Source organism: Streptomyces sp. NPDC002676 (assembly GCF_053592455.1).
On record NZ_JBSFVT010000006.1, the window covers coordinates 319,257 to 340,489 of the forward strand.

The 21,233-nt window shown below is 72.7% G+C and carries 24 protein-coding genes; 11 read left to right on the plus strand and 13 right to left on the minus strand.

Annotated elements, in window-relative coordinates:
- The first annotated feature begins 41 nt into the window (after nucleotides 1–41).
- A complete protein-coding gene (locus ACWD3E_RS19900) occupies nucleotides 42–1,097 on the plus strand; it encodes an NUDIX hydrolase (protein WP_451388866.1) in 1,056 nt (351 codons plus the stop codon).
- A 7-nt stretch (nucleotides 1,098–1,104) separates the two neighbouring features.
- Here the strand turns inward: ACWD3E_RS19900 and ACWD3E_RS19905 are convergent, their stop codons facing one another.
- Together ACWD3E_RS19905 and ACWD3E_RS19910 are read right to left on the minus strand one after the other, a co-directional pair.
- On the minus strand, nucleotides 1,105–1,809 hold the full coding sequence (locus ACWD3E_RS19905) for an MBL fold metallo-hydrolase (protein ID WP_451388867.1): 705 nt from the start codon (nucleotides 1,807–1,809) through the stop codon (nucleotides 1,105–1,107).
- A 62-nt stretch (nucleotides 1,810–1,871) separates the two neighbouring features.
- Nucleotides 1,872–3,227, minus strand: a complete 1,356-nt coding sequence (locus ACWD3E_RS19910; RefSeq protein ID WP_451388868.1) for a M20/M25/M40 family metallo-hydrolase — start codon at nucleotides 3,225–3,227, stop codon at nucleotides 1,872–1,874.
- Between the two features lie 131 nt (nucleotides 3,228–3,358).
- On the opposite strand from ACWD3E_RS19910, the gene ACWD3E_RS19915 reads away from it, so the two are divergent.
- Entirely contained in the window at nucleotides 3,359–4,618 is a 1,260-nt protein-coding gene (locus ACWD3E_RS19915; RefSeq protein WP_451388869.1) for a geranylgeranyl reductase family protein, read from the plus strand.
- Here the strand turns inward: ACWD3E_RS19915 and ACWD3E_RS19920 are convergent.
- Entirely contained in the window at nucleotides 4,608–5,087 is a 480-nt protein-coding gene (locus ACWD3E_RS19920) for a nitroreductase family deazaflavin-dependent oxidoreductase (RefSeq protein ID WP_451388870.1), read from the minus strand. The two genes, ACWD3E_RS19915 and ACWD3E_RS19920, sit on opposite strands and share 11 nt — an antisense overlap.
- Before the next feature lie 127 nt (nucleotides 5,088–5,214).
- On the opposite strand from ACWD3E_RS19920, the gene ACWD3E_RS19925 reads away from it, so the two are divergent.
- The 3 genes from ACWD3E_RS19925 (at nucleotide 5,215) to ACWD3E_RS19935 (ending at nucleotide 7,893) form a co-directional block, all read left to right on the plus strand.
- Nucleotides 5,215–5,901, plus strand: coding sequence for a TetR/AcrR family transcriptional regulator (locus ACWD3E_RS19925; protein ID WP_451388871.1), 687 nt, complete (start codon nucleotides 5,215–5,217; stop codon nucleotides 5,899–5,901).
- A 109-nt stretch (nucleotides 5,902–6,010) separates the two neighbouring features.
- A complete protein-coding gene (locus ACWD3E_RS19930; protein ID WP_451388872.1) occupies nucleotides 6,011–7,231 on the plus strand; it encodes a sensor histidine kinase in 1,221 nt (406 codons plus the stop codon).
- Nucleotides 7,228–7,893 carry a response regulator gene (locus ACWD3E_RS19935; protein WP_451388873.1) on the plus strand — a complete coding sequence of 222 codons (666 nt, stop codon included), beginning with the start codon at nucleotides 7,228–7,230 and terminating at the stop codon, nucleotides 7,891–7,893. Before ACWD3E_RS19930 ends, ACWD3E_RS19935 begins: the two co-directional genes overlap by 4 nt.
- Here the strand turns inward: ACWD3E_RS19935 and ACWD3E_RS19940 are convergent.
- Both ACWD3E_RS19940 and ACWD3E_RS19945 read right to left on the minus strand, forming a co-directional pair.
- Nucleotides 7,854–8,147 carry a DUF6332 family protein gene (locus ACWD3E_RS19940; RefSeq protein WP_451388874.1) on the minus strand — a complete coding sequence of 98 codons (294 nt, stop codon included), beginning with the start codon at nucleotides 8,145–8,147 and terminating at the stop codon, nucleotides 7,854–7,856. The two genes, ACWD3E_RS19935 and ACWD3E_RS19940, sit on opposite strands and share 40 nt — an antisense overlap.
- Before the next feature lie 136 nt (nucleotides 8,148–8,283).
- The gene (locus ACWD3E_RS19945; RefSeq protein WP_451388875.1) at nucleotides 8,284–9,774 is read right to left on the minus strand and encodes an MFS transporter; all 1,491 of its coding nucleotides are present in this window, start codon (nucleotides 9,772–9,774) and stop codon (nucleotides 8,284–8,286) included.
- A gap of 85 nt (nucleotides 9,775–9,859) precedes the next feature.
- Between ACWD3E_RS19945 and ACWD3E_RS19950 the strand changes: the two genes are divergently transcribed.
- Nucleotides 9,860–10,264 (plus strand): MarR family winged helix-turn-helix transcriptional regulator, encoded by a 405-nt coding sequence (locus tag ACWD3E_RS19950; RefSeq protein ID WP_451388876.1) that lies wholly within the window; start codon nucleotides 9,860–9,862, stop codon nucleotides 10,262–10,264.
- Between the two features lie 37 nt (nucleotides 10,265–10,301).
- Here the strand turns inward: ACWD3E_RS19950 and ACWD3E_RS19955 are convergent, their stop codons facing one another.
- Both ACWD3E_RS19955 and ACWD3E_RS19960 read right to left on the minus strand, forming a co-directional pair.
- Entirely contained in the window at nucleotides 10,302–11,045 is a 744-nt protein-coding gene (locus ACWD3E_RS19955; protein WP_451388877.1) for a maleylpyruvate isomerase family mycothiol-dependent enzyme, read from the minus strand.
- A 74-nt stretch (nucleotides 11,046–11,119) separates the two neighbouring features.
- Nucleotides 11,120–12,286, minus strand: a complete 1,167-nt coding sequence (locus tag ACWD3E_RS19960) for an MFS transporter (protein ID WP_451388878.1) — start codon at nucleotides 12,284–12,286, stop codon at nucleotides 11,120–11,122.
- A gap of 242 nt (nucleotides 12,287–12,528) precedes the next feature.
- Between ACWD3E_RS19960 and ACWD3E_RS19965 the strand changes: the two genes are divergently transcribed.
- Nucleotides 12,529–12,924: a luciferase domain-containing protein gene (locus ACWD3E_RS19965; protein ID WP_451388879.1), complete on the plus strand. Its 396-nt coding sequence runs from the start codon at nucleotides 12,529–12,531 to the stop codon at nucleotides 12,922–12,924.
- Between the two features lie 12 nt (nucleotides 12,925–12,936).
- On the opposite strand, the gene ACWD3E_RS19970 is transcribed toward ACWD3E_RS19965, so the two are convergent.
- Complete coding sequence (locus tag ACWD3E_RS19970; protein WP_451388880.1) at nucleotides 12,937–13,716, minus strand: DeoR/GlpR family DNA-binding transcription regulator; 780 nt, start codon at nucleotides 13,714–13,716, stop codon at nucleotides 12,937–12,939.
- A gap of 187 nt (nucleotides 13,717–13,903) precedes the next feature.
- Here ACWD3E_RS19970 and ACWD3E_RS19975 point away from each other — a divergent pair, with 187 nt between their 5' ends.
- A complete protein-coding gene (locus tag ACWD3E_RS19975) occupies nucleotides 13,904–14,785 on the plus strand; it encodes an SIS domain-containing protein (RefSeq protein ID WP_451388881.1) in 882 nt (293 codons plus the stop codon).
- A 69-nt stretch (nucleotides 14,786–14,854) separates the two neighbouring features.
- Nucleotides 14,855–15,715 (plus strand): class II fructose-bisphosphate aldolase, encoded by an 861-nt coding sequence (locus ACWD3E_RS19980; protein ID WP_451388882.1) that lies wholly within the window; start codon nucleotides 14,855–14,857, stop codon nucleotides 15,713–15,715.
- 40 nt (nucleotides 15,716–15,755) lie between these two features.
- Here ACWD3E_RS19980 and ACWD3E_RS19985 read toward each other — a convergent pair whose 3' ends face one another.
- Nucleotides 15,756–16,889 carry a methyltransferase gene (locus ACWD3E_RS19985; RefSeq protein WP_451388991.1) on the minus strand — a complete coding sequence of 378 codons (1,134 nt, stop codon included), beginning with the start codon at nucleotides 16,887–16,889 and terminating at the stop codon, nucleotides 15,756–15,758.
- 79 nt (nucleotides 16,890–16,968) lie between these two features.
- Here ACWD3E_RS19985 and ACWD3E_RS19990 point away from each other — a divergent pair, with 79 nt between their 5' ends.
- Nucleotides 16,969–17,619: an alpha-ketoglutarate-dependent dioxygenase AlkB family protein gene (locus ACWD3E_RS19990; protein WP_451388883.1), complete on the plus strand. Its 651-nt coding sequence runs from the start codon at nucleotides 16,969–16,971 to the stop codon at nucleotides 17,617–17,619.
- 46 nt (nucleotides 17,620–17,665) lie between these two features.
- Nucleotides 17,666–18,904, plus strand: a complete 1,239-nt coding sequence (locus ACWD3E_RS19995) for an ROK family protein (RefSeq protein ID WP_451388884.1) — start codon at nucleotides 17,666–17,668, stop codon at nucleotides 18,902–18,904.
- A 7-nt stretch (nucleotides 18,905–18,911) separates the two neighbouring features.
- Here the strand turns inward: ACWD3E_RS19995 and ACWD3E_RS20000 are convergent, their stop codons facing one another.
- The 4 genes from ACWD3E_RS20000 to ACWD3E_RS20015 form a co-directional block, all read right to left on the minus strand.
- Nucleotides 18,912–19,100, minus strand: a complete 189-nt coding sequence (locus tag ACWD3E_RS20000) for a DUF1272 domain-containing protein (RefSeq protein ID WP_451388885.1) — start codon at nucleotides 19,098–19,100, stop codon at nucleotides 18,912–18,914.
- Between the two features lie 155 nt (nucleotides 19,101–19,255).
- A complete protein-coding gene (locus ACWD3E_RS20005; RefSeq protein ID WP_451388886.1) occupies nucleotides 19,256–20,164 on the minus strand; it encodes a phosphotriesterase family protein in 909 nt (302 codons plus the stop codon).
- On the minus strand, nucleotides 20,161–20,763 hold the full coding sequence (locus ACWD3E_RS20010; protein WP_451388887.1) for a DUF4865 family protein: 603 nt from the start codon (nucleotides 20,761–20,763) through the stop codon (nucleotides 20,161–20,163). Before ACWD3E_RS20010 ends, ACWD3E_RS20005 begins: the two co-directional genes overlap by 4 nt.
- Before the next feature lie 42 nt (nucleotides 20,764–20,805).
- Complete coding sequence (locus ACWD3E_RS20015; RefSeq protein ID WP_451388888.1) at nucleotides 20,806–21,195, minus strand: (R)-mandelonitrile lyase; 390 nt, start codon at nucleotides 21,193–21,195, stop codon at nucleotides 20,806–20,808.
- Nucleotides 21,196–21,233: the final 38 nt, after the last annotated feature.

Sequence of the window (21,233 nt, forward strand, 5' to 3'; positions counted from 1 at the left end):
AGCGGGCAAGCCACAGGGGGCCAACAGAAGAGGGGGAGTCCGTGACCGTCGTCTGGATCAACGGCGCGTTCGGTGCGGGGAAGACCACGACCGCACGGGAACTGATCGAACTGATCCCGCACAGCACGTTCTTCGACCCCGAGGTCATCGGCGGAGCGCTCGGACACCTGCTCCCGCCCAAACGCCTCGCCGAGGTCAGCGACTTCCAGGACCTGCCGATCTGGCGCCGGCTCGTGATCGACACGGCGGCGGCGATGCTCGCCGAGCTGGGCGGGACCCTGGTGGTCCCGATGACCCTGCTCCGCCAGGAGTACCGCGACGAGATATTCGGGGGCCTTGCCGCCCGCCGGATCACGGTACGACACCTGCTGCTCGCCCCGGCTGAAACGATCCTGCGCGAGCGCATAGCCGGGCGTGAGGTCCCGGCCGACCTGCCCGACGGCGAGCTGCGGGTGCGCCAGTGGTCGTACGACCACATCGAGCCCTACCGCGCCGCCCTCGCCTCCTGGCTCACCGCCGACGCGCACGTCGTCGACACCAGCGCCCTCACCCCGTACGAGACCGCCGTCCGGATCGCCGGGGCCGTCGACTCCGGTGCCGTGCCGCCCTGCGACATCGTGCAGACCGCCGAGCCCACCGCCGAGACCGTCGCCGCCGGGGTGCTGCTCTTCGACGAACAGGACCGGGTGCTGCTGGTGGATCCCACCTACAAGCCCGGCTGGGAGTTCCCCGGCGGTGTGGTCGAGCGCGGGGAGGCTCCGGCCCGCGCGGGGATGCGTGAGGTCGCGGAGGAGACCGGGATACGGCTGCGGGAGGTGCCGCCGCTGCTCGTCGTGGACTGGGAGCGGCCCGCGCCCCCCGGCTACGGCGGCCTGCGGATGCTCTTCGACGGCGGCCGGCTGGACTCCGCCGAGGCCGCGAGGGTGCTGCTGCCGGGCCCGGAGCTGCGCGACTGGCGTTTCGTGACCGAGCAGGAGGCCGCCGCGATGCTGCCGCCTGTCCGGTTCGAGCGGCTGCGCTGGGCGCTGCGGGCCCGGGAGCGTGGAACCGCGCTCTATCTGGAGGCCGGTGTGCCGGTGGGCGGGCAGGCCGCCTGAGGCGTGATCAGCGTACGGCGGCCACCTCGCGCAGTGCGGCCCGGGCGTCGCTCAGCACCGGCTCGCCGTGCCCGAAGCACGCCACCTCCGCTTCGAGGTCCGCCAACCGGCGCAGGGAGGAGAGGAGTTGCGGCTTGTCCAGGTTGAACACGCCCGGCATCACCGCTCCGTCGACCGGCGAGGCCGCGACCGTGTCGCCCGTGAACAGCACCCCGTCGTCGGGCAGGAAGAGCGCGATGCTGCCGTCCGTGTGGCCCGGGACATGGATCACCCGGGCGCCACCGCCGAAGCCGAGCACCTCACCGTCGGACACCGGGGTGACGTGCCGCGGCCGTACCGGCTCACCGACGGGCAGGTGCCGCGCCGCCTGCGCGTGAAGCGGCAGCTCCCATTCCTCGAACAGCGGGGGCGGGCCCGGGCGTTCGTCCCTGACGAACGGGGCGTCCAGGTCATGCGCCAGCACCTCGGCCCCGCTCAGCGCGGCGAACTCGCCCGCCCCGCCCGCGTGATCCTCGTGGAAATGGGTCAGCACGATCCGCCGTACGTCCCCGGGGGCGTGGCCGAGCGCGGTGACGGCGGCGGCGATGGCCCGGCCGGCGCCGAGCGTGCCCGCGTCGATCAGCGTCAACTCCGTGTCGTCGCGCCAGAGATAGGCCTGGCCGACCGGGAAGCGCAGGAGATGGAGGCGGGGCAGCAGTTCGATGACGTCCATGCCCCGACCGTAGGCAGGGCCCCCGCCGCACGGCGAGGGCCCTCTGCCTGAGGCAGAAGCGTTCAGCTCGCCGCGTAGTTGCGCAGGAACAGCGCCTCGGCGACCGACAGACGCTCCAGCTCCTCCGGGGACACGCTCTCGTTGACCGCGTGGATCTGCGCCTCGGGCTCGCTCAGGCCGATGAGCAGGATCTCCGCCTGCGGGTAGAGGCCGGCGAGGGTGTTGCACAGCGGGATGGAGCCGCCCTCACCGGCGTACTGCATGGTCTCGCCCGGGTAGGCCACCGCCATCGCGTCGGCCATCGCCTGGTAGGCCGGGCTGGAGGCGTCGGCGCGGAAGGCCTGGCCCTGGCCGACCTGCTCGGTGGTGACCCGGGCGCCCCAGGGGGTGTGCGCCTCGAGGTGCGCCTGGAGCAGCTTGGTCGCGTCCGTGGCGTCCACGCCCGGCGGCACCCGCAGGCTGATCAGCGCGCGGGCGTTCGCGTGCACGGACGGGGTGGCGCCGACCACCGGCGGGCAGTCGATGCCGAGCACGGTGACGGCCGGGCGGGCCCAGAGGCGGTCCGCGACCGAGCTGTCGCCTATGAGCCCCACGCCGTCGAGCACCTTGGCGTCCGCGCGGAACTGCTCCTCGGTGTACTCCAGGCCGTCCCACGTCCCCGTGGCGTCCAGCCCGTCGACCGTCGTCGAGCCGTCCTCGGCGCGCAGCGAGTCCAGCACGCGGATCAGCGCGGCGAGCGCGTCCGGGGCGGCGCCGCCGAACTGGCCGGAGTGCAGGTTGCCGGCGAGGGTGTCGATGCGGACCCGGACCAGGGTCATACCGCGCAGGGTGGTGGTCACCGTCGGCAGGCCGACGCGGAAGTTGCCCGCGTCGCCGATCACGATGGTGTCGGCCTCCAGCAGCTCCGGGTGCTGCTCGGCGTACCGCTCCAGGCCGCCGGTGCCCTGCTCCTCCGAGCCTTCGGCGATCACCTTGACGTTCACCGGGACGCCGCCGTTCGCCTTCAGGGCGCGCAGCGCGACCAGGTGCATGATCACGCCGCCCTTGCAGTCGGCGGCCCCACGGCCGTACCAGCGGCCGTCGCGCTCGGTCAGCTCGAACGGCGGGGTGGTCCAGGCGGCCTCGTCCAGCGGCGGCTGCACGTCATAGTGCGCGTAGAGAAGAACCGTTTTGGCGCCCTCCGGGCCCGGCAGGTAGCCGTACACCGACTGCGTGCCGTCGGGGGTGTCGAGGAGGGCCACGTCCTGGAAGCCCTCGGTGCGCAGCGCGTCGGCGACCCAGTTCGCGGCGCCCTCACTCTCGCTCTTCGGGAACTGCGCGAAGTCCGCCACCGACTTGAAGGCGACCAGCTCGGTCAGCTCCGCCTTGGCCCGGGGCATCAGCGAGGCGACGGTCTCGGCGACCGGATTCGACGACATGGGAACGCTCCTCGTAGGTGCGACGTTGAACTGCTGGGTACACCGATCCTCCCACAACGACCTGCGTGGACGGCCGCCGTAGGATGCGGGGGACAGGTTGGGCAGCGGCTTGATCGGAGCAGTAGACCATCGTGAGCGGCGAGAACTGGTCGGCGGACGACGCGCAGCAGGTGTGGGACGTCGTCGTGGTGGGCGCGGGACCGGCGGGGGCCTCGGCCGCGTACGCGGCGGCTGTGACCGGACGGCGTGTCCTGTTGCTGGAGAAGGCCGAGCTGCCCCGTTACAAGACGTGCGGCGGCGGCATCATCGGCCCCTCGCGCGACGCCCTGCCGCCCGGCTTCGAGCTGCCCTTCCAGGACCGCGCGCACGCGGTCACCTTCTCGAACAACGGGCGCTTCACCCGGACCCGCCGCTCCAAGCAGATGCTGTTCGGGCTGATCAACCGGCCCGAGTTCGACCAGCAGCTGGTCGAGCACGCACAGAAGGCCGGCGCCGAGCTGCGTACGGGCGTCACGGTGCAGCGGGTCGAGCAGCACGGCTCGGCGGTGCCCGACCGGCGCACCGTCGCCGTGATCCTCCAGGGCGGCGAGACCGTGCTGGCCCGCGCGGTCGTCGGCGCCGACGGCAGCGCCAGCCGCATAGGCGCCCACGTCGGTGTGAAGCTGGACCACGTGGATCTCGGCCTGGAGGCGGAGATCCCGGTGCCGGAGACCGTCGCCGAGGACTGGAAGGGCCGGGCCCTCATCGACTGGGGCCCGATTCCCGGCAGTTACGGCTGGGTCTTCCCGAAGGGCGACACCCTGACGGTCGGCGTGATCTCCGCGCGGGGCGAAGGCGCGGCCACCAAGCGCTACTTGGAGGACCTGGTCGGGCGGCTCGGGCTCGCCGGGTTCGAACCGAGCGTCTCCTCCGGCCACCTGACCCGTTGCCGGGCCGACGACTCGCCGCTGTCCCGCGGCCGGGTGCTGGTGTGCGGGGACGCGGCCGGCCTGCTGGAGCCGTGGACCCGCGAAGGTATTTCCTACGCGCTGCGCTCGGGGCGGCTGGCGGGGGAGTGGGCGGTGCGGATCGCCGAGGCGCACGACGCGGTCGACGCCCGTCGCCAGGCCCTGAACTACGCCTTCGCGATCAAGGCGGGGCTCGGCGTCGAGATGAGCGTCGGCAAGCACCTGCTGGCCGCGTTCGAGCGCCGCCCCGGTTTCTTCCACGCTGCCCTCACCGGGTTCCGCCCGGCGTGGCGGGCGTTCCGGGAGATCACCCAGGGCTCCACCACGCTGGCCGAGATCGTCCGGTCCCGTCCGTTGGCCCAGCGCGCCCTGACCGCGCTGGACCGGGGGCGCTCCGTCTCCGTGGAGGACCCGGCTCCTGCGGAGGACCCGGTCACTTCGTGACGGTGATCCGGAAGACGGGGTGGTCGCCGGCCGCCGCGACGATCTCCTCGTCGGAGGATGTGGCCGTCACGCCCTGGAAGTACTGGTTGACCTCCCAGCCCCACTTCTCCAGGTAGGTCCGCAGGATCGGGAGCTTCTCCGCGTCGGGAAGCTCCACCGCGGTGAACGTGCGCACCTTCCGGCCCACCCGCAGCTCGCCGCCGGCGGCGGCGCGCATGTTGCGCACCCACTGGGAGTGGCCGCGCGCCGAGACGAGGTACTGCTCGCCCTCGTACGTGTGCGGGTTGACCGGGATGCGCTGCATCTGCCCGCTCTTGCGCCCGCGCACCGACAGCTCCGCGCTGCCCGCGAGGCTGATCCCGTGCCGGGCGAGCCAGCCGATGATCCCGTTCAGCCGCACCTCCATCGGGCTGCCCTTGCGGTAGTAGGGCGAAGAGGAAGCGGACGAAGAAGAAGACGCAGACGACATGGTGACCCCCACGGTTTGGGAGAGCGGTGCTCTCGCTTGACTTCAGTGTGGGGGATACGGGTGCTCCAAAGCAAGAGCACTGCTCTTGATTGTGTGCGCTGCTCTGTCTGCGTGGCACACTGCTGCCATGAGCACCGCACAAGGCGCCCGCGCGCGGGCCAGGATCGAAGTCACCGCTGCCATCAAGGACGAAGCGCGCCGACAGCTCGCGGCCGAGGGCGCGGCCAAGCTCTCGCTACGGGCCGTCGCCCGCGAGCTGGGCATGGTCTCCTCGGCGCTCTACCGCTACTTCCCCAGCCGTGACGAACTGCTGACCGCCCTGATCATCGACGCCTACGACTCCCTCGGCGAGGCGGCAGAGGCAGCCCACCTGAAGAGTGCCGACGCGGACCACGTGCGGCGCTGGACCGCCGTGTGCGAGGCGGTGCGCGACTGGGCCCTCACCCACCCGCACGAGTACGCCCTGATCTACGGATCGCCCGTGCCCGGCTACTCCGCCCCCGAGACCACCGTCCCGTCCGCCGCCCGCGTCGGCCTGCTCTTCATCGGCATCGTCCGCGACGCCCACCAGGGTCCCGGCCTCGCCGACCTCCCCCTCCCCGCCGAACTGCGCCCCGAGGCCGAACGCATGGCGGCGGACCTCACCCCCGATCTGCCCCCCGAGGCGGCTGCCGCGCTGGTGGCGGCCTGGGCCCAGCTGTTCGGACTCGTCGGATTCGAGCTGTTCGGGCAGTTCAACCGGGTGGTGGAGGACCGGGAGACCTTCTTCCGGCACGCGGCGATCCGGCTGGCACATGGGGTGGGGCTGCGCTGACGGCGCGGCAGGGTGCCGTACTTCGTGCTGCCGTACTCCCCGGGGAGTACTGGTGATCACCTCGCCCGGCTGACGACCTCGGCGCCCGTCGGCGTCTAGCGTGGCGGTCATGGATGAGCAGCACGGAGGAGGGCCCTCGCGCTGGTGGCGGTACGGACCCCCGTGGTGGCAGCGCGCCGGCGGCCCCGAGGCGCACCGCACGCGCCTGCCGTGGCGCTCCACCGCGCTGCTCACCGCGTTCGTGCTGATCGGCTCGAACTTTGCCGCGCATGCCCAGCCGCACCGCCAGCCCCTCGACCCCTACGCGCGCGTGCTGCTGCTCCTGGCCTCGCTGGTGCTGCTGTGGCGGCACCGCCACCCCGTCCTCGCCGTCTACGCCACGTGCGCCGCGACCCTGGTCTACCTGGCTGCCGGCTACCCTTACGGCCCGGTCTTCCTGGCCGTCGCCGTCGGCTGCTTCAGCGCCGTCGTCGCCGGGCACCGGCGGGCCGCCTGGACGGCGGTCGGCCTGCTGTGGGCCGGGCACGCCCTGGTCGCGCTCTGGCTCTACCGCTGGCTGCCACCCGCGGGGGACCAGGGGGCGAGCATCATCCAGGAGCTCGGCGTCGCCACCTGGGTTCTGGCCATCGCGACGGTCTCCGAGCTGGCCCGGGTGCGGCGCGAGCAGTGGGCGCGGGAGCGCGCGGACCGCGCGCAGGCGGCCCGGCGGCGGGCGGACGAGGAACGGCTGCGGATAGCCCGCGAACTGCACGACGTCCTCGCCCACAGCATCTCGGTCATCAACGTCCAGGCGGGTATGGGGCTCGCACTCCTCGACAGCGACCCCGAGCAGGCGCGCGCCGCGCTCACCACCATCAAGGCCGCCAGCAAGGAGGCGCTCGGCGAGGTGCGCCAAGTCCTCGACACCCTGCGCGCCCCGGGTGCCGCCCCGCGTACTCCCGCGCCGGGCCTGGACCGGCTGCCGGAACTCGTGGAACAGGCCGCGTCCGCCGGGCTGAGTGTCGACATCGAGGGCGAGCCGCCGCGGCTGGCGCCCGGTGCCGACCTTGCCGCCTTCCGGATCGTGCAGGAGGCCCTCACCAACGTCGTACGGCACTCCGGATCGCGCCACGCGCGCGTACGCTTCGCCCACGACGCGGGCGCCCTGCGGCTGTGGATCGACGATGACGGGCCCGCGACCGGCGCGGACGCCGGCGGCAGCGGGAACGGGCTGGCGGGGATGCGGGAGCGGGCCGCGGCGCTGGGTGGCACCATCGAGGCGGGCCCGCGCCCCGACGGCGGCTTCCGGGTGCTCGCCGTACTGCCGCTGCACACCAGGGAGGACCGGTGATCCGGGTACTGCTCGCCGACGACCAGTCGCTCGTGCGGGCCGGTTTCAGGGCGCTGCTCGACGCGCAGCCCGACATCGAGGTGGCGGGCGAGGCGGCGGACGGCGACGAAGCGCTGCGCAAGGTGAGCGAACTGCGGCCCGACGTCGTCCTGATGGACATCCGCATGCCCCTGCTGGACGGTCTGGCCGCGACCCGGCGGATCACCGGGGACGCGGAGCTGAAGGACGTGAAGGTGGTCATGCTGACCACCTTCGAACTGGACGAGTACGTCTTCGAGGCGATCCGTTCGGGCGCCTCCGGTTTCCTGGTGAAGGACACCGAGCCGGACGAACTCCTGCGTGCCGTAAGGGCGGTGGTGGAGGGTGACGCGCTGCTGTCGCCGAGTGTCACGCGCCGTCTGATCGCCGAGTTCGCGGCCCGTTCCAAGGAACCCGCCGCCGCGGACGCCCTGGCCCAACTCACCGAGCGGGAACGGGAGGTGATGGCGCTGGTCGGCATCGGCCTGTCCAACGAGGAGATCGCCCGGCGCCTCGTGGTCAGCCCGCTCACCGCCAAGACCCACGTCAGCCGCACGATGGTGAAACTGGGCGCCCGGGACCGCGCCCAACTCGTCGTCCTGGCCTACGAGTCGGGGTTGGTGCGGCCGGGCTGGCTGGGCTGAGCGGCCCGCCGGAAGCGGACCAGCACACGCACCACCCGGGCCACGAAGACCACCGGCGCGGCCGTCAGGCCGAGCCGCAGCAGGGCGGCGCCGAGCAGCCGCGGCAGGTCGAACAGCAGCGCCGGCCCGGCGACGGCACCGAACACCACGGCCGCCGCGAAGGCCGCGCTGACCAGCGCGTACCCGACCTCCACCATGGCCGCATCCTGCTCGGCCTTGGTGCGCCGTCCCCCATGTCCCTCGTATTCGTACATACCGTCAGTCTCACAGACGTGCGCCCGGCGGGACAGCCAACTCCCGCCGGGCGCACGTACGGAGGCGGTCGCCCTTTCAGCGGCGGCTCACCTCCGGGGCGCTTCAGCCGGTGCCCCTTCGGTTCGCTCGCCCCGATCAGTCGCGGACCGGTACACGGTCCGCGTCCGCCTCCTCCACGGTGGACCTGGCGACGACGATCGTCTGGTGGCTGCGGCGGGTGCGCAGCCCGGTGAGGGTGATCAGCAGGCCGGCCAGGGCGATGCCCGTGACGACCATGAAGCCGGGCCGGTAGCTGTCGAGGACGGCCTGCGGGGTGGCGTGCGCGGGGGCCTGCGCGGTCACCACGGCCGTCACCGCGGCGAGGAAGATCGCCCCGCCCACCTGGATCGAGGTGTTGAGCAGCCCGGAGACCATGCCCTGCTCGTGGTCCTCGACCCCGTTGGTGGCCTGGATGTTGAGCGACGGGAAGACCAGCGCGCAGGCGGCGCCGATCAGCAGCATCGACGGCAGGATGACGTCCGCGTACACCGGGTCGAGGTCGATGCGCAGGAACAGCGCGTACCCGAGGGCCATCAGCGCGAACCCGGTCGCGATCAGCCGCTGCGTGCCGAACCGGTCCACGATCGCGCCGACCTTCGTCGACGACACGGCCACCAGCGTGCCCGCCGGCAGGAAGGCGAGGGCCGTGTGCAGCGCCGACCAGCCGAGCAGGGACTGCATGTAGAGCGTGGTCAGGAACTGGAAGCCGACGTACGACCCGAAGAAGGCCACCGCGCCGAGCTGGGCGCGGATCTGGTTGCCGGAGCGCAGCACCCCGAGCCGGATCAGCGGGCTCGGCGAGCGCCGCTCGACCAGGACGAACGCGGTCAGCAGCGCGGCGACCGCGAGGAACGACAGCAGGGTGCGGGCCGAGGCCCAGCCGGCCTGAGGCGCCTGGACGACGGTGAAGACCAGCAGCAGCATGGCCGCGGTGCCGAGGACGGCGCCGGGGATGTCGTAGCCGTCGTGATTCTCCTCGCGGGCGCTGCGCGGCAGCAGCTTCACACCCACGAGCAGCGCGATCAGGGCGATGGGCCCGGGCAGCAGCATGGTGAAGCGCCAGCTCACCTCGGTGAGCAGGCCGGAGAGCACCAGGCCCATCGAGAATCCGGTGGCGGCGCAGGTGGTGTAGATGGAGAGTGCGCGGTTGCGCAGCGGGCCCTCCGGGAACGTGGTCGTGATGATCGACAGACCCGCCGGTGCGGTGAAGGCCGCGCTCAGCCCCTTGATGAAGCGGCTCGCGATCAGCAGCGGACCCGAGTCCACGACGCCGCCGAGCAGCGAGGCCAGCGCGAAGACGCCGAGGGCGACGAGGAACACCTGGCGCCGCCCCAGCAGGTCGGCGGTGCGTCCGCCGAGCAGGAGCAGACCGCCGTATCCCAGGATGTAGCCGCTGACGATCCATTGCAGCGTCGACGTGGACAGATGGAGATCGGAGCCGATGGACGGCAGTGCGACGCCGACCATCGAGACGTCGAGCGCGTCCAGGAACATCGCGGCGCACAGCACCAGAAGGGTGCCCCACAGCCGGGGAGTCCAGCGAACCGCCTGCGAAGGGACCGCGGGGGAGGTGAGCGGAGAGGTCATGCCCAAGACACTACATGCGCATGCATCGAATGCAAACGCATTTAATTCTGATGCAATGAATTCGCTTCTCTGCTACGGTGCGCTCATGGCGGCGAAGAAGGCCCAAGTGACGGCCGATCAGGCGCTCGTGGAGCAGTGGCGGGACATCCTGGACCTGCACGCCCGCACCCAGTGCGAGTTGGACCGGGCGCTCGGCGGACACGGCCTGTGCGCCAGCGACTTCGAGGTGCTCGACGTGCTCGCCGAGGGCGTGACGGCGGACGGCACCTGCGCCTATCGCGTGCAGGAGATCTCCGAGCGGGTCCACCTCAGCCAGAGCGCGCTCTCCCGGCTGATCGGCCGCCTGGAGAACGACGGTCTGGTCGAGCGGGCCATGTGCCCGGAGGACCGGCGCGGGGTGCGCGTGGCGCTCACGGCGAAAGGGCGCGCGTTGCACGGCGAGGTACGGCCCGTGCAACGCGCGGTGCTGGCCCGGATGCTGGCGAACTGACGCCCCGTCGAGCCCTCGGTCCGACGAAGCAACTCGGCTAACCGATAGCGCCCTTCTCCCGCCACAGCGTCTCCAGTGAACGGTCGCCGGACACCTGCGGCACCGGCACCCGGTTCCACAGCGCCAGGTACAACTCGTGGGCGGGCCCTGACAGTTCGGCGTCGGCCGCGCCGGACGCGTCCCGCGAGGTCACCGGCGGCTCCGTGCTCAGCCGTACGGTCCACACCGCGTCCGCGCCTCCGTCCTCCGCGCGCACCCGCAGCACCCTCGGCTCCTGCGCACGCAACCGGCTCCTGCTGCGGGCGTGGAAGCCGTGCAGCAGCTCGTCGATGCCGTCCACCGCGAAGTCCGTGGCGACCGGGGCGGCCGTGCCGCCCCGCGCGGCCTCGGCGTCGTACCGGTGCACGGCCGTCTCGTGCGCCTGCCGCCGGGTCCAGAACGTCAGCGGCGAAGGGCAGGGCGCAGGATGGAAGGTCCAGCACTCCAGGTCGGCGGGCGCGGTGGCCAGGGTGTCCACCAGCAGACGGTGGCTGTCCCGGTACCAGGCCACCAGCTCGGCGCCGTCCAGGTCCGGGCCGTCCGTGAGGGGGCGCGGGGCGGTGTGCGCGTCGGCGACGAGGGCGGCGGCCCACCGATGCACCGCGCCCGTGTGCCGCAACAGGTCCCGGACATGCCACTCAGGGCAGGTCGGCACCTTGGCATCGGTACCGGCCTGCTCGGCGGCTGCCGCCAGCAGGCGGCCCTCTTGGTCCAGCGTCTCAAGGTACTCAGCATTCTCCATGCGGGTGAGTCTGCCGGATGGAGCCCGCTGGAAGGCACGCCATTTGTCCCTGGGGACACGACGTTCCCCCGTCCTCAACCGCTCATCACCCGCCGAGTCGACACCCCGATGACCGCGGCCACGGCGGCCAGTACGGCGACGCTCGTGAGCGCGGCGGGCAGGGAGAACCAGTCGGCCATGAACCCGATCGCGGGCGGCCCGAGCAGCATGCCGCCGTAGCCCAGGGTGGAGGCCACGGCGACACCGGAAGCGCCGGTCAGGGCGCCGGCCCGTTCCACGGCGACCGGGAAGAGGTTGGCGAGGCCGAGTCCGGTGACGGCGAAGCCCAGCAGCGCCGCCCACGCGGACGGCGCGAGCGAGCCGAGCAGCATCCCCGCCGCCGCGGTGGTGCCGCCGGCGATCACGGTCCGTGCGCGGCCGAGGCGCTCCAGCAGGGCCGTCCCGGTCAGCCGGCCGGCGGTCATGGCGAGCGCGAAGCATGCGTACCCGGCCGCCGCCACGCCCGACGAGGCCGCCAGGTCCTGCTGGAGGTGGAGGGCGCCCCAGTCGGCCATGGCCCCCTCGCCGTAGGCCGTGCACAGCGCGATCAGCCCGAACACCATGACCAGCCCCCGGGTACGGCCGTCCGCCCGGCGCGCCCGACCGCCCGCCTCCGCCAGTTCACGCTCCGGTGGCACGGGAGGCTCGTGCCGCAGCAGGGTCCGCCCGGCGACGGCCGTGACCACCAGCCCGATGAGGGTGAGACCGAGCAGATGCCGCGCTGGGGAGACCGCACCGGCGACCAGCCCGCCGAGGCCCGCGCCGACCATCCCGCCGAGGCTGAACGCCGCGTGGAAACTCGGCATGATCGGCCTGCGCAGCGCGGCCACCAGATCGACGGCGGCGCTGTTGAAAGCCACGTTCACGCCGCCGTACCCAGCCCCGAAGAGCAGCAGGACGGCGCCGAGCGCCGCTGCGGAGTGGGTGAGCGGGGGCAGCGCGACACTCAGCGCGAGCACCACCATGCACACGACGGTCACCGGATGGCTGCCGTAGCGGCGGCACAGCCGCCCGGTGAGCGTCATGGTGAGCACCGCACCCGCGGACACCCCGAGCAGCGCGAGCCCGAGGGCGCCGGCGGAGGCGTGCGTCTGGTGCTTGATGTCAGGGATACGGACGACCCACCCGGCGAAGATGAAGCCGTCCAGGGCGAAGAAGGCGGTGATCGCAGCGCGCAGACGAGCAAGGTCGGTGCCCGGCACGACGCTGTGCGGTCGGGTTTTGTTTATTAGCGGCACAAAGTCAGCGTAGAGATGTCCGCCGACGGCCGCAAGGGAGTTGATGGCTGCCGGGGGCGACCGCACGGCCGTCGCCTTCATGACGAGCTGCGGTTCGCGCTCGGAGCCGGGACACCTGTGCGGGTCATGAACGCACAGCGGATACAAGTCGGTTAATGCTTGCTCACGAGCTGGTTGCAGAGGGATGAGCAGGCCATGATGGGCCCATGACGTTGGCCTCGCGCGCGCTCGCGCTACTGGCGACCTGGCCGGACCTGAGACCGGCCGTGCCCAGCTGCGGCCGGGGGCAGGCGGTGAGTTCGCCGCAGGGCGAGATCGCCCACTTCCACTCGGACCGTGATGTGGATCTGCGGCTGACCACCCGGGCCGTCCGGCGGTTCGCCAAGGATCTCAAGGCCTCGGGCGCGATCCGGATCGTGCCGGGGTCGCAGTGGGTGACCCTGCGGCTCGACGCCGCGAGCGACGTCGATCTGCTGCTCACCCTCGTCAGCGTGGCCCTCCAGGCGCAGCAGGCCTGGCCCGACCCCGGGGACCGTAAGCCGGTCGGCTGCAACGACCAGCGGGGCGCGGGGTTCGTGAAGGCGGACCTCGGGGGCATCTGACACCGGCGGGCGTCAGACCGTCAACACCTGAACGCCCGCTTCCTCGAAGCGGCGTACCTGGTCCTGCCCCACCGCCTTGTCCGTCACCAGCGTGTCGACCAGATCGGCCCCGCAGATCCGGGCGAACGCCCGCTGGCCCAGCTTGCTCGAGTCCGCGGCGACCACCACCCGCTCGGCGCGTTCGCACAGCAGCCGGTTGATCGCGGCCTCCGCCTCGTCGTGCGCCGCCGCGCCGTGCGTGACGTCGAAGGCGACGACGCCCAGGACCGCCACGTCGAGCGTGACCTGGCTCAACACCCCGTCCGCCAGCGGGCCGATGAGCTCGTACGACTGCGGGCGCGCCACCCCGCCCGTCACCACGATCTTGAACTGCGGGCGTACGGCAAGCTCGTTGGCGATGTTGAGCGCGTTCGTGACGATCGTCAGCGCCGGAGTGCCGCTGCTCAGGTCGCCGCGTACGGCGAGCGCGCGGGCCACCTCCGTGGTGGTCGTGCCGCCGGTCAGCCCGACCGCCTCGCCCGGCGCGACGAGATCGGCGACGGCCTTGGCGATGCGCTGCTTCTCGGAGGCGCGACGGGCCGTCTTGTAGCGCAGCGGCAGTTCGTACGAGACCCCGTGCACCACGGCCCCGCCCCGGGTGCGCACCAGCATCTGCTGCTCGGCGAGCTGGTCGAAGTCCCGGCGGATCGTCGCCGCCGACACCTCCAGCTCGGTCGCGGCCTCCTCGACCTCCAGCCGGCCGCGCTCCACGAGCAGTTCCAGCAACGCCTTCCAGCGGGCGTCCCGGGACATCCGCAGCCTCCGCTCCCGATCGCTCTGCGACCGCGTCTCCGGTCGTTCCGTTCTTCGATCGCTCTTCGATCGTTCTTCGATCTCACGGCGACCCTAGCGCACCCCACGTTGAGCGTGGATGCTTGATTGTGCTCGAAAGCTCGCTATATCTTGCAGGAACAATCAGCTAGCTAGGGAAGGGTGTGGCATGAGCCATGTCGAGGACGAGCTGAACAGCCAGCCCGAGTGCTGGACGCGCGCGGCCGAGGCGGCCGGACAACACGCGGGGGCGCTCCCGGCGCCGGGCGAGCGCGTCGCGTTCGTCGGGTGCGGGACGTCGTACTTCATGGCGCAGGCGGCGGCCGTGCTGCGCGAGAGCGCCGGACTGGGGGAGAGCGACGCGTTCGCGGCGTCCGAGTTCCCGCGCGGACGGTCGTACGACCGTGTCGTCGCCCTCACCCGCTCCGGCACCACCACCGAAGTGCTCGACCTGCTGGGTGAATTGACTGGGACAACGCGGACCACGGCCGTCACCGCCGACCCGGCCACCCCCGTGATGACCGCCGCCGACGACCTCGTCGTCCTGGACTTCGCCGACGAACGCTCCGTCGTCCAGACCCGCTTCGCCACCACCGCGTTCACCCTCCTGCGCGCCCATCTCGGCCTGCACCCCGACACCGCCGTGGCCGACGCCCGCACGGCCCTGTCGGCGCCGCTGCCCGAAGGGCTGGTCGACTGCACGCAGTTCACCTTCCTGGGCCGTGGCTGGACCGTCGGACTGGCCAGCGAAGCCGGGTTGAAGATGCGCGAGGCCTCGCTGTCCTGGACCGAGGCCTACCCGGCGATGGAGTACCGGCACGGCCCGATCAGCATCACCACCGACGGCACGGCGACCTGGATGCTCGGCGAGGCACCCGACGGTCTCGCTGAACAGGTCCTCGGCACCGGCGGGCTGTGGGTCGCCGACGGGCTCGACCCGCTCGCCGAACTCGTCCGCGTCCAGCGGCTCGCGGTCGCGGTCGCCGCCGCCCGAGGCCTCGACCCGGACCAGCCGCGCCACCTGACCCGCTCCGTGATCCTCACCCCCTGACCGGCGCCTCAGGACGCCTTACGTCAGGACGCCTTACGTCAGGACGTTCTACGAAGGGACAACCCAGCTGTGCCCCTCACGACCACCGGCGAACTGGTCACCCGCGCCGCCGAGGCCCGCTCCGCCGTCGCCGCCTTCAACGTCGTCACCCTGGAACACATCGAGGCCGTCATCGCCGGCGCCGAGGCGACCGCGGTGCCCGTCGTCCTCCAAATCAGCGAGAACGCCGTCAAGTTCCGCTACGGGCGGCTCCTGCCGCTGGCCCGCGCCGCGGTCGCCGCGGCAGAACGGGCCGACGTACCCGTCGCGTTGCACCTCGACCATGTGCAGAGCGACGACCTGCTGCGCCAGGCAGCCGGCGCCGGATTCAGCTCGGTGATGTACGACGCGGCCCGCCTGTCGTACACCGAGAACCTCGCCGCGACCCGCGCCGCCGCCGACTGGGCCCATGCCCAAGGTCTGTGGATCGAGGCCGAGTTGGGCCAGATCGGCGGCAAGGCCGGCCAGCCCCGGCTGGACGCGCACGCGCCGGGCGCCCGCACCGACCCCGACCAGGCCCGCGACTTCGTCCGCGGCTCCGGCGTCGACGCCCTGGCCGTCGCCATCGGCAGCACGCACGCCATGACGACCCGCACCGCGGCCCTCGACCACGGCCTTCTCAAGCGGCTGTCCGCCGCGCTGCCCGTGCCGCTCGTCCTGCACGGCTCCTCCGGCGTACCGGACGACGGCCTGGTGGACGCGGTCGCGGGCGGCATCGCCAAGGTCAACGTAGGCACCGCCCTGAACGCGGCGATGACCGCGGCGATCCGCGAGTTCCTCGCGGCCCACCCCGAGGCCGTCGACTCCCGCAAGTACCTGGGCGTCGGCCGGGAGGCGATGGCGGGGGAGGTGATCCGCATCATCGGCGTACTGGGCCGTACGTCCGCCTAGTCCATGGCCGTACGCCCGTATGAGCCCGGGGCGTTGGGCGCTAGCTCTTCTTGACGGCCTTCAACACCACGAACTTCGGGTCGCCTGCGACCAGTTGGCTGTTCCCGAAGAGCCGCTTCAGCTTCACGTGGTAGCCCAGGTGCCGGTTGCCGATCACCCACAGCTCGCCACCCGGCCGCAGCGCGCGCTTCGCCCCGGTGAACATCCGCCACGCCGTGGCGTCGGTGGTCGCCTGGTGGGAGTGGAAGGGCGGATTGTTCAGCACCACGTCCACACTGCCGGGCGCCACTCCCGCCAGCCCGTCCCCGACCCGGAACTCGGCGTGCCCCGGCACCCCGTTGGCCTTGTACGTGGCCTCCGCCGAGGCCACCGCCTGGAACGACTCGTCCACGAACAGCACTTCGGCGGCGGGGTCGGCGAGGGCCACCGCCGTACCGACGACGCCGTTCCCGCACCCCAGGTCCACCACCCGCGCGGCGCCCGGCGCGGGCAGGTGACCGAGGAAGAACCGGGTGCCGATGTCCAGCCGGTCGGCGCAGAACACGCCCGCGTGGTTGACGACCGTGCGGCCCGAGGCCGGTCCGATGCCGTCCGGGAGCGCGTAGCTGTACGGCCACGGGTTCGCGGGCCGCTCCAGCGACGGGTCCGGGGTGCAGAAGATGAGCCGCGCCTTCTGCTGCGCGAGCGAGGTCCGCGTCGGCCCGAGAATCCGCTCGAACAGCTGAAGCGTGGAGGTGTGGATCTCCTTCACCATCCCGGTGCCCACCACGACCGTGCCCGCGTGCACGGCGGGCGCCAGCCGCAGCAACTGGTCCTCCAGCAGCGCGAGACTCTTCGGCACCCGCACCAGCAGCACGTCCACCCGCTCCGGCGGCGGATCCTGGGTGGTGAGCAGCTGTACGACACCGGGCTCGACACCCGCCCGGGCCAGGTTCGCCCGGGTTGCCTCCTGGCTCAGGAAGGAGTCGGTGATCTGCGTCGGATGGTGCTCGGCGAGCGCTGTGGCCAGGGCGCCCCAGCGGTCCCCGACCACCACGACCGAGCCGGTGAGCGGCACCCCCTCCTCGGCCAGGTGCCGCAGCAGGTACGCGTCGGAGGCGTCCCAGGCGCGCAGCCGGTCACGCGGGTCCTCGGGGAAGCGGGACAGCTCGAACTCGCCCCACGGTGTCGTCATACGGTCGTTCATCGTGCGTCCAGGCTAGCGGAGCCGCAGCTCAGCCGGGGTGGGGCTGCCGTGCGGCAGGATGGGGCACATGGACGTGGAACTCTTTCCCCGGGCGCGCGCCGAGGTCGCGCCGGGCGCCGTGCACGTCCCGGACTGGCTGGACGACGACCGCCGGCGCTCCCTGCTCGCCGCCTGCCGGGACTGGGCGCGGCCACCGGCCGGACTCCGCACGGTCCGCACCCCGGGCGGCGGCACGATGACCGCCCGCCAGGTCTGCCTGGGCTGGCACTGGTACCCGTACGCCTACGCCCGCACGGTGGTCGACGGCGACGGCACCCCGGTGAAGCCCTTCCCGGCCTGGCTCGGCGAACTGGGCCGCCGCGCGGTCGCCGACGCGCTCGGGCCGGAGGCGGTCCCCGCCGAGCCGTACGACGTCGCGCTGATCAACTTCTACGACGGCGACGCCCGCATGGGCATGCATCGCGACGGCGACGAGAAGTCGGCCGCGCCGGTGGTGTCGCTGAGCCTCGGCGACAGCTGCGTGTTCCGCTTCGGGAACACCGAGACGCGCGCGAAGCCGTACACCGACGTGGAGCTGCGCAGCGGCGACCTGTTCGTCTTCGGAAGGCCGTCCCGCCTCGCCTACCACGGGGTGCCGCGCGTGCACCCCGGCACGGCGCCGCCCGAGCTGGGTCTTACGGGGCGGCTGAACATCACGCTGCGGGTGAGCGGCCTGTAGACCGCGGCATGCCACGACCGGAGCGGATCATGGGAGACTCGCCCTCATGAGCGGCAAGGCGGACCCCCGGAAGTCGGGGGAAGGGACCACCTCCAGGGCACGGCTGGACCGGGGGCGCGGTGCGCTCGGACCCGCGCTGGAGCTGGTGCACACCGGGCGGGCGCCGACGCGGGCCGTGCTCACCGCCGAACTCGGCGTCACGCGGGCGACGGCCGGGGCGGTGGCCGCCGAACTGGAGGCGCTGGGCCTGATCCGGGTCGACGCCCGGCCCGGCGCGGGGGCCGGATCCCAGGGGCGCCCCTCGCACCGGCTGGAGGTCGCCGAGGACGGGCCGGTGGTGCTCGCCGCGCAGGTGCACGCCGACGGCTTCCGGGCCGCGCTGGTCGGCCTCGGCGGGCGGATCGTGGCGACCGCGCCCGGCTGTGAGACCGTCGACGCCGACCCGGCGAAGGTGCTCGGCTCCGTGGTCGAGGCGGGCGCGGACCTGCTGCGGACCACCGGCCGCCGGTGCGTGGGCGCCGGCCTCGCCGTCCCGTCCGCCGTCGCCGAACCCGACGGCCTCGCCCTCAACCCCCTCCACCTGGCCTGGTCCGTGGGCGCCCCGGTGCGCCGGATCTTCGCGGAGTGCGTGTGGGCCGCCGGGATCACCGGCCCCGCCTTCGCGGGCAACGACGTGAACCTCGCCGCGCTCGCCGAACACCGGCACGGCGCGGGCCGGGGTGCCCGGGACCTGCTGTGCGTGGCCACCGGGCACCGGGGAGTCGGCGGCGCCCTGGTCCTCGACGGCCGCCTGCACACCGGGAGTTCGGGCCTCGCCCTGGAGGTCGGTCACCTGACCGTCAACCCCGAGGGCCGCCCGTGTCACTGCGGCAGCCGCGGCTGCCTGGACGTCGAGGCGGACCCGCTGGCCCTGCTCATCGAGGCGGGCCGCGAACCCGGCCCCGAGGTCTCCCTGCTCCAGCAGGCCAACGACCTGCTGCGCACCCAGTACGCCGACCGGGCCGTCCGCACGGCCGCCGAGGCCCTGATCGACCGCCTCGGCCTCGGCCTCGCCGGCCTGGTCAACATCCTCAACCCCGACCGGATCATCCTGGGCGGTCTGCACCGCACCCTGCTCGACGCCGACCCCGGCCGGCTCCGCGCGGTCGTCGCCGACCGAAGCCTGTGGGGCCAGAGCGGCGGCGTACCGATTCTGCCCTGCACCCTGGACCACAACAGCCTGGTCGGCGCGGCCGAACTGGCCTGGCAGCCGGTGCTGGACGACCCGCTGGGCGCACTGCGGTGACGGCCTCCTAGGCGGCGCGGGCCACGCGGCGGGGCCGGGCGGCCAGTTCGCCGCCGCAGTTCGGGCAGATCTGCTCCATGGCCGCGCCGCAGGCGACGCAGAAGGTGCACTCGTACGAGCAGATGCGGGCCGGACCGTCGGCCGGCAGCTCGGCGGTTTCACAGCGCTCGCAGCGGTCGCGCATCTCCAGGGCCATGTGTGCTCGTCTCCTCGGTTCGGGAGGGTCTGTCGGCTCCCTCCATCTCCATCTCCGTCTCCATCCTCCGGACGGCGGCCGGGGCGGCCAGCCGTCCCGAGGACAGAGTTCCGTACGATCGGGCCACCGCCACAGCCCCCGCCGGGAACAGGCGGTCACCGCCAGTCGGCCCCGAACGCCCGCGCCGGATGCTCCGTGAGGATGCGGTGCACCAGGTCACGGCCCACCGCCTCCTCCAGCCGGGGCCGTACCCGGCGCAGCAGGTACGGCATTCCGGGGCCGCCGTCGACCGAGCGGGCGCCCGCGACCACCGTGTCCCCGCCCAGCAGCAGCCGGTCCCCGAACCCCGCCTCCGCGAGGGCGCGTACGGCTTCGGGCATCTGCCAGTCGGTGGTGTGATGGGCGCGGGACGGCCCGTCGAAGGCCAGCCAGCAGCCGGACGCGGCGGCCTGACGGTGCACCACGGGGTCGGGAGAGCGGTTCAGGTGTCCCAGGACCACCCGCTCGCCGGGCACGCCCAACTCGCCGCACAGCAGGTCGAGCACGTCCAGCGCACCGGTGCCCAGCTCCAGGTGGACGGCGATGGCCGCACCGGTGGCGTGGTGCGCCTCGGCCGCCGCGGTCATGGTCCAGCGGGCGTGCGCGTCGAGGGCGTGGAAGCCGCCCGCCACCTTGATCAACCCGGCGCGCACGCCCGTCGTGCCGATGCCCTCGGTCAGCTCAGAGACGAAGACGTCGGCGAGCCGGCCGCGCAGTCCCGCGAGCAACTCCTCGCTGTACTGGGCGGCTTGGTGCAGGCCCGTCGCGCAGACCACGTGCACTCCGCCTGCCCGGGACAGCCCCGGCAGGTCCACCGCCCGCCGCCCCATGCCGTACGGGGTCCACTGCACGACGGCCGCTCCGCCCGCCGCCCGGAACGCGGCCAGCTCGGCCCGCGCGGCACGGAGGTCGTTCAGCTCCTGCCCCGGCAGCCGCGGGCTGCGCAAGAAGAGATGGTCGTGCGCGTCGCACACGCCCAGCTCCTCGGGGGGCAGGTCACCGAGGACCGTACGGACGGTTCTCACCACTGCCGCCCGCGCGGCAGCTCACCGCGTTCCGGCGCCGACAGGTGCAGCACCTCGAAGACGTCGCCCTCGGCCTTGGGAATCCCGTCTTCCCCGTGCTCCCAGCGCTCCCAGAGCGAGAAGTGGACCAGCTCCCAAGCGCGCGTGTCCACGACGGACGCCGCCAGCACCGCACCGTCCTCCGCGGCCAGCCGCCCGGTCTCGGCCACCGCGTCCGCCATGAACGCGGCCAACTCGACGCCTTCCGGGACCGGTTGACGCCGTCGCACGGCAAAGGCGGCGGAGGACCCGGCGGCGGTGCCCTCCTCGAACGCCAGCCCCGTCCACTGCCGTATCTCCGGCCGTCCGAAGTCGTTGACGGGCCCCTGGAAGGTGCCTCCCCAGAGGAAGCTGTTCATGCCCTCCATGGTGTTCCAGAGGTAGAACGGCCCGTACTGGTTCACCGGCGAGCCGTGAAACCCGCGCTCGCGCAGGATGTACGTCTTGATGCCGAGGCCGTCCCAGTCGTCCAGCAGATGCGCGACGCGGGCGACGCGGGAGCGGATGGTGCCCATGTCGTAGTCGGCGGGCAAGGTGAACTCGTACTGCATGGCGTGCATGTCGCGATTCCTGTCTGTGTCTCGGGTCTCAGGTCTCAGGTCTCAGGCGGGGTAGTCGTTCACGTGCGCGTCCCACTCGGTGGTGGTGCCGTCCTCGGCGGCCTCCACGACCGCGAGGTGGGTCATGAAGGTGCGGGGCGCCGCCCCGTGCCAGTGCCATTCGTCGGGCTCGATCCACACGGTGTCGCCCGCGCGGATCTCCTCCACGTCCCCGTCCTTGCGCTGGACCAGCCCCTCGCCCTCCAGCACGTGCAGCACCTGGCCGTGCGGGTGCCGGTGCCAGGCGGTGTGGGCGCCCGGCGCGAAGTGGACGTTGAACATGCGCAGCCGGGACGGGGCGGCGGGGGCGGCTATCTCGTCCAGCCAGACCGTGCCGGTGAAGTTCTCCGCCGGACCCTGCAAGGTGTCGGGCCGCCGTCGGGTGATGTGCACGAAGTCACTGCTCCTGTCAGGGAGTTCGGAAGGACGGG

Coding starts and splice junctions, on each gene's coding strand:
- ACWD3E_RS19905 (WP_451388867.1), bottom strand. CDS start 1,809: ATGGACGTCATCGAACTGCTGCCCCGCCTCCATCTCCTGCGCTTCCCG.
- ACWD3E_RS19910 (WP_451388868.1), bottom strand. CDS start 3,227: ATGTCGTCGAATCCGGTCGCCGAGACCGTCGCCTCGCTGATGCCCCGG.
- ACWD3E_RS19920 (WP_451388870.1), bottom strand. CDS start 5,087: ATGTCGTCTGCGTCTTCTTCTTCGTCCGCTTCCTCTTCGCCCTACTAC.
- ACWD3E_RS19925 (WP_451388871.1), top strand. CDS start 5,215: ATGAGCACCGCACAAGGCGCCCGCGCGCGGGCCAGGATCGAAGTCACC.
- ACWD3E_RS19930 (WP_451388872.1), top strand. CDS start 6,011: ATGGATGAGCAGCACGGAGGAGGGCCCTCGCGCTGGTGGCGGTACGGA.
- ACWD3E_RS19940 (WP_451388874.1), bottom strand. CDS start 8,147: ATGTACGAATACGAGGGACATGGGGGACGGCGCACCAAGGCCGAGCAG.
- ACWD3E_RS19945 (WP_451388875.1), bottom strand. CDS start 9,774: ATGACCTCTCCGCTCACCTCCCCCGCGGTCCCTTCGCAGGCGGTTCGC.
- ACWD3E_RS19950 (WP_451388876.1), top strand. CDS start 9,860: ATGGCGGCGAAGAAGGCCCAAGTGACGGCCGATCAGGCGCTCGTGGAG.
- ACWD3E_RS19955 (WP_451388877.1), bottom strand. CDS start 11,045: ATGGAGAATGCTGAGTACCTTGAGACGCTGGACCAAGAGGGCCGCCTG.
- ACWD3E_RS19965 (WP_451388879.1), top strand. CDS start 12,529: ATGACGTTGGCCTCGCGCGCGCTCGCGCTACTGGCGACCTGGCCGGAC.
- ACWD3E_RS19970 (WP_451388880.1), bottom strand. CDS start 13,716: ATGTCCCGGGACGCCCGCTGGAAGGCGTTGCTGGAACTGCTCGTGGAG.
- ACWD3E_RS19975 (WP_451388881.1), top strand. CDS start 13,904: ATGAGCCATGTCGAGGACGAGCTGAACAGCCAGCCCGAGTGCTGGACG.
- ACWD3E_RS19985 (WP_451388991.1), bottom strand. CDS start 16,889: ATGACGACACCGTGGGGCGAGTTCGAGCTGTCCCGCTTCCCCGAGGAC.
- ACWD3E_RS19990 (WP_451388883.1), top strand. CDS start 16,969: ATGGACGTGGAACTCTTTCCCCGGGCGCGCGCCGAGGTCGCGCCGGGC.
- ACWD3E_RS19995 (WP_451388884.1), top strand. CDS start 17,666: ATGAGCGGCAAGGCGGACCCCCGGAAGTCGGGGGAAGGGACCACCTCC.
- ACWD3E_RS20000 (WP_451388885.1), bottom strand. CDS start 19,100: ATGGCCCTGGAGATGCGCGACCGCTGCGAGCGCTGTGAAACCGCCGAG.
- ACWD3E_RS20010 (WP_451388887.1), bottom strand. CDS start 20,763: ATGCACGCCATGCAGTACGAGTTCACCTTGCCCGCCGACTACGACATG.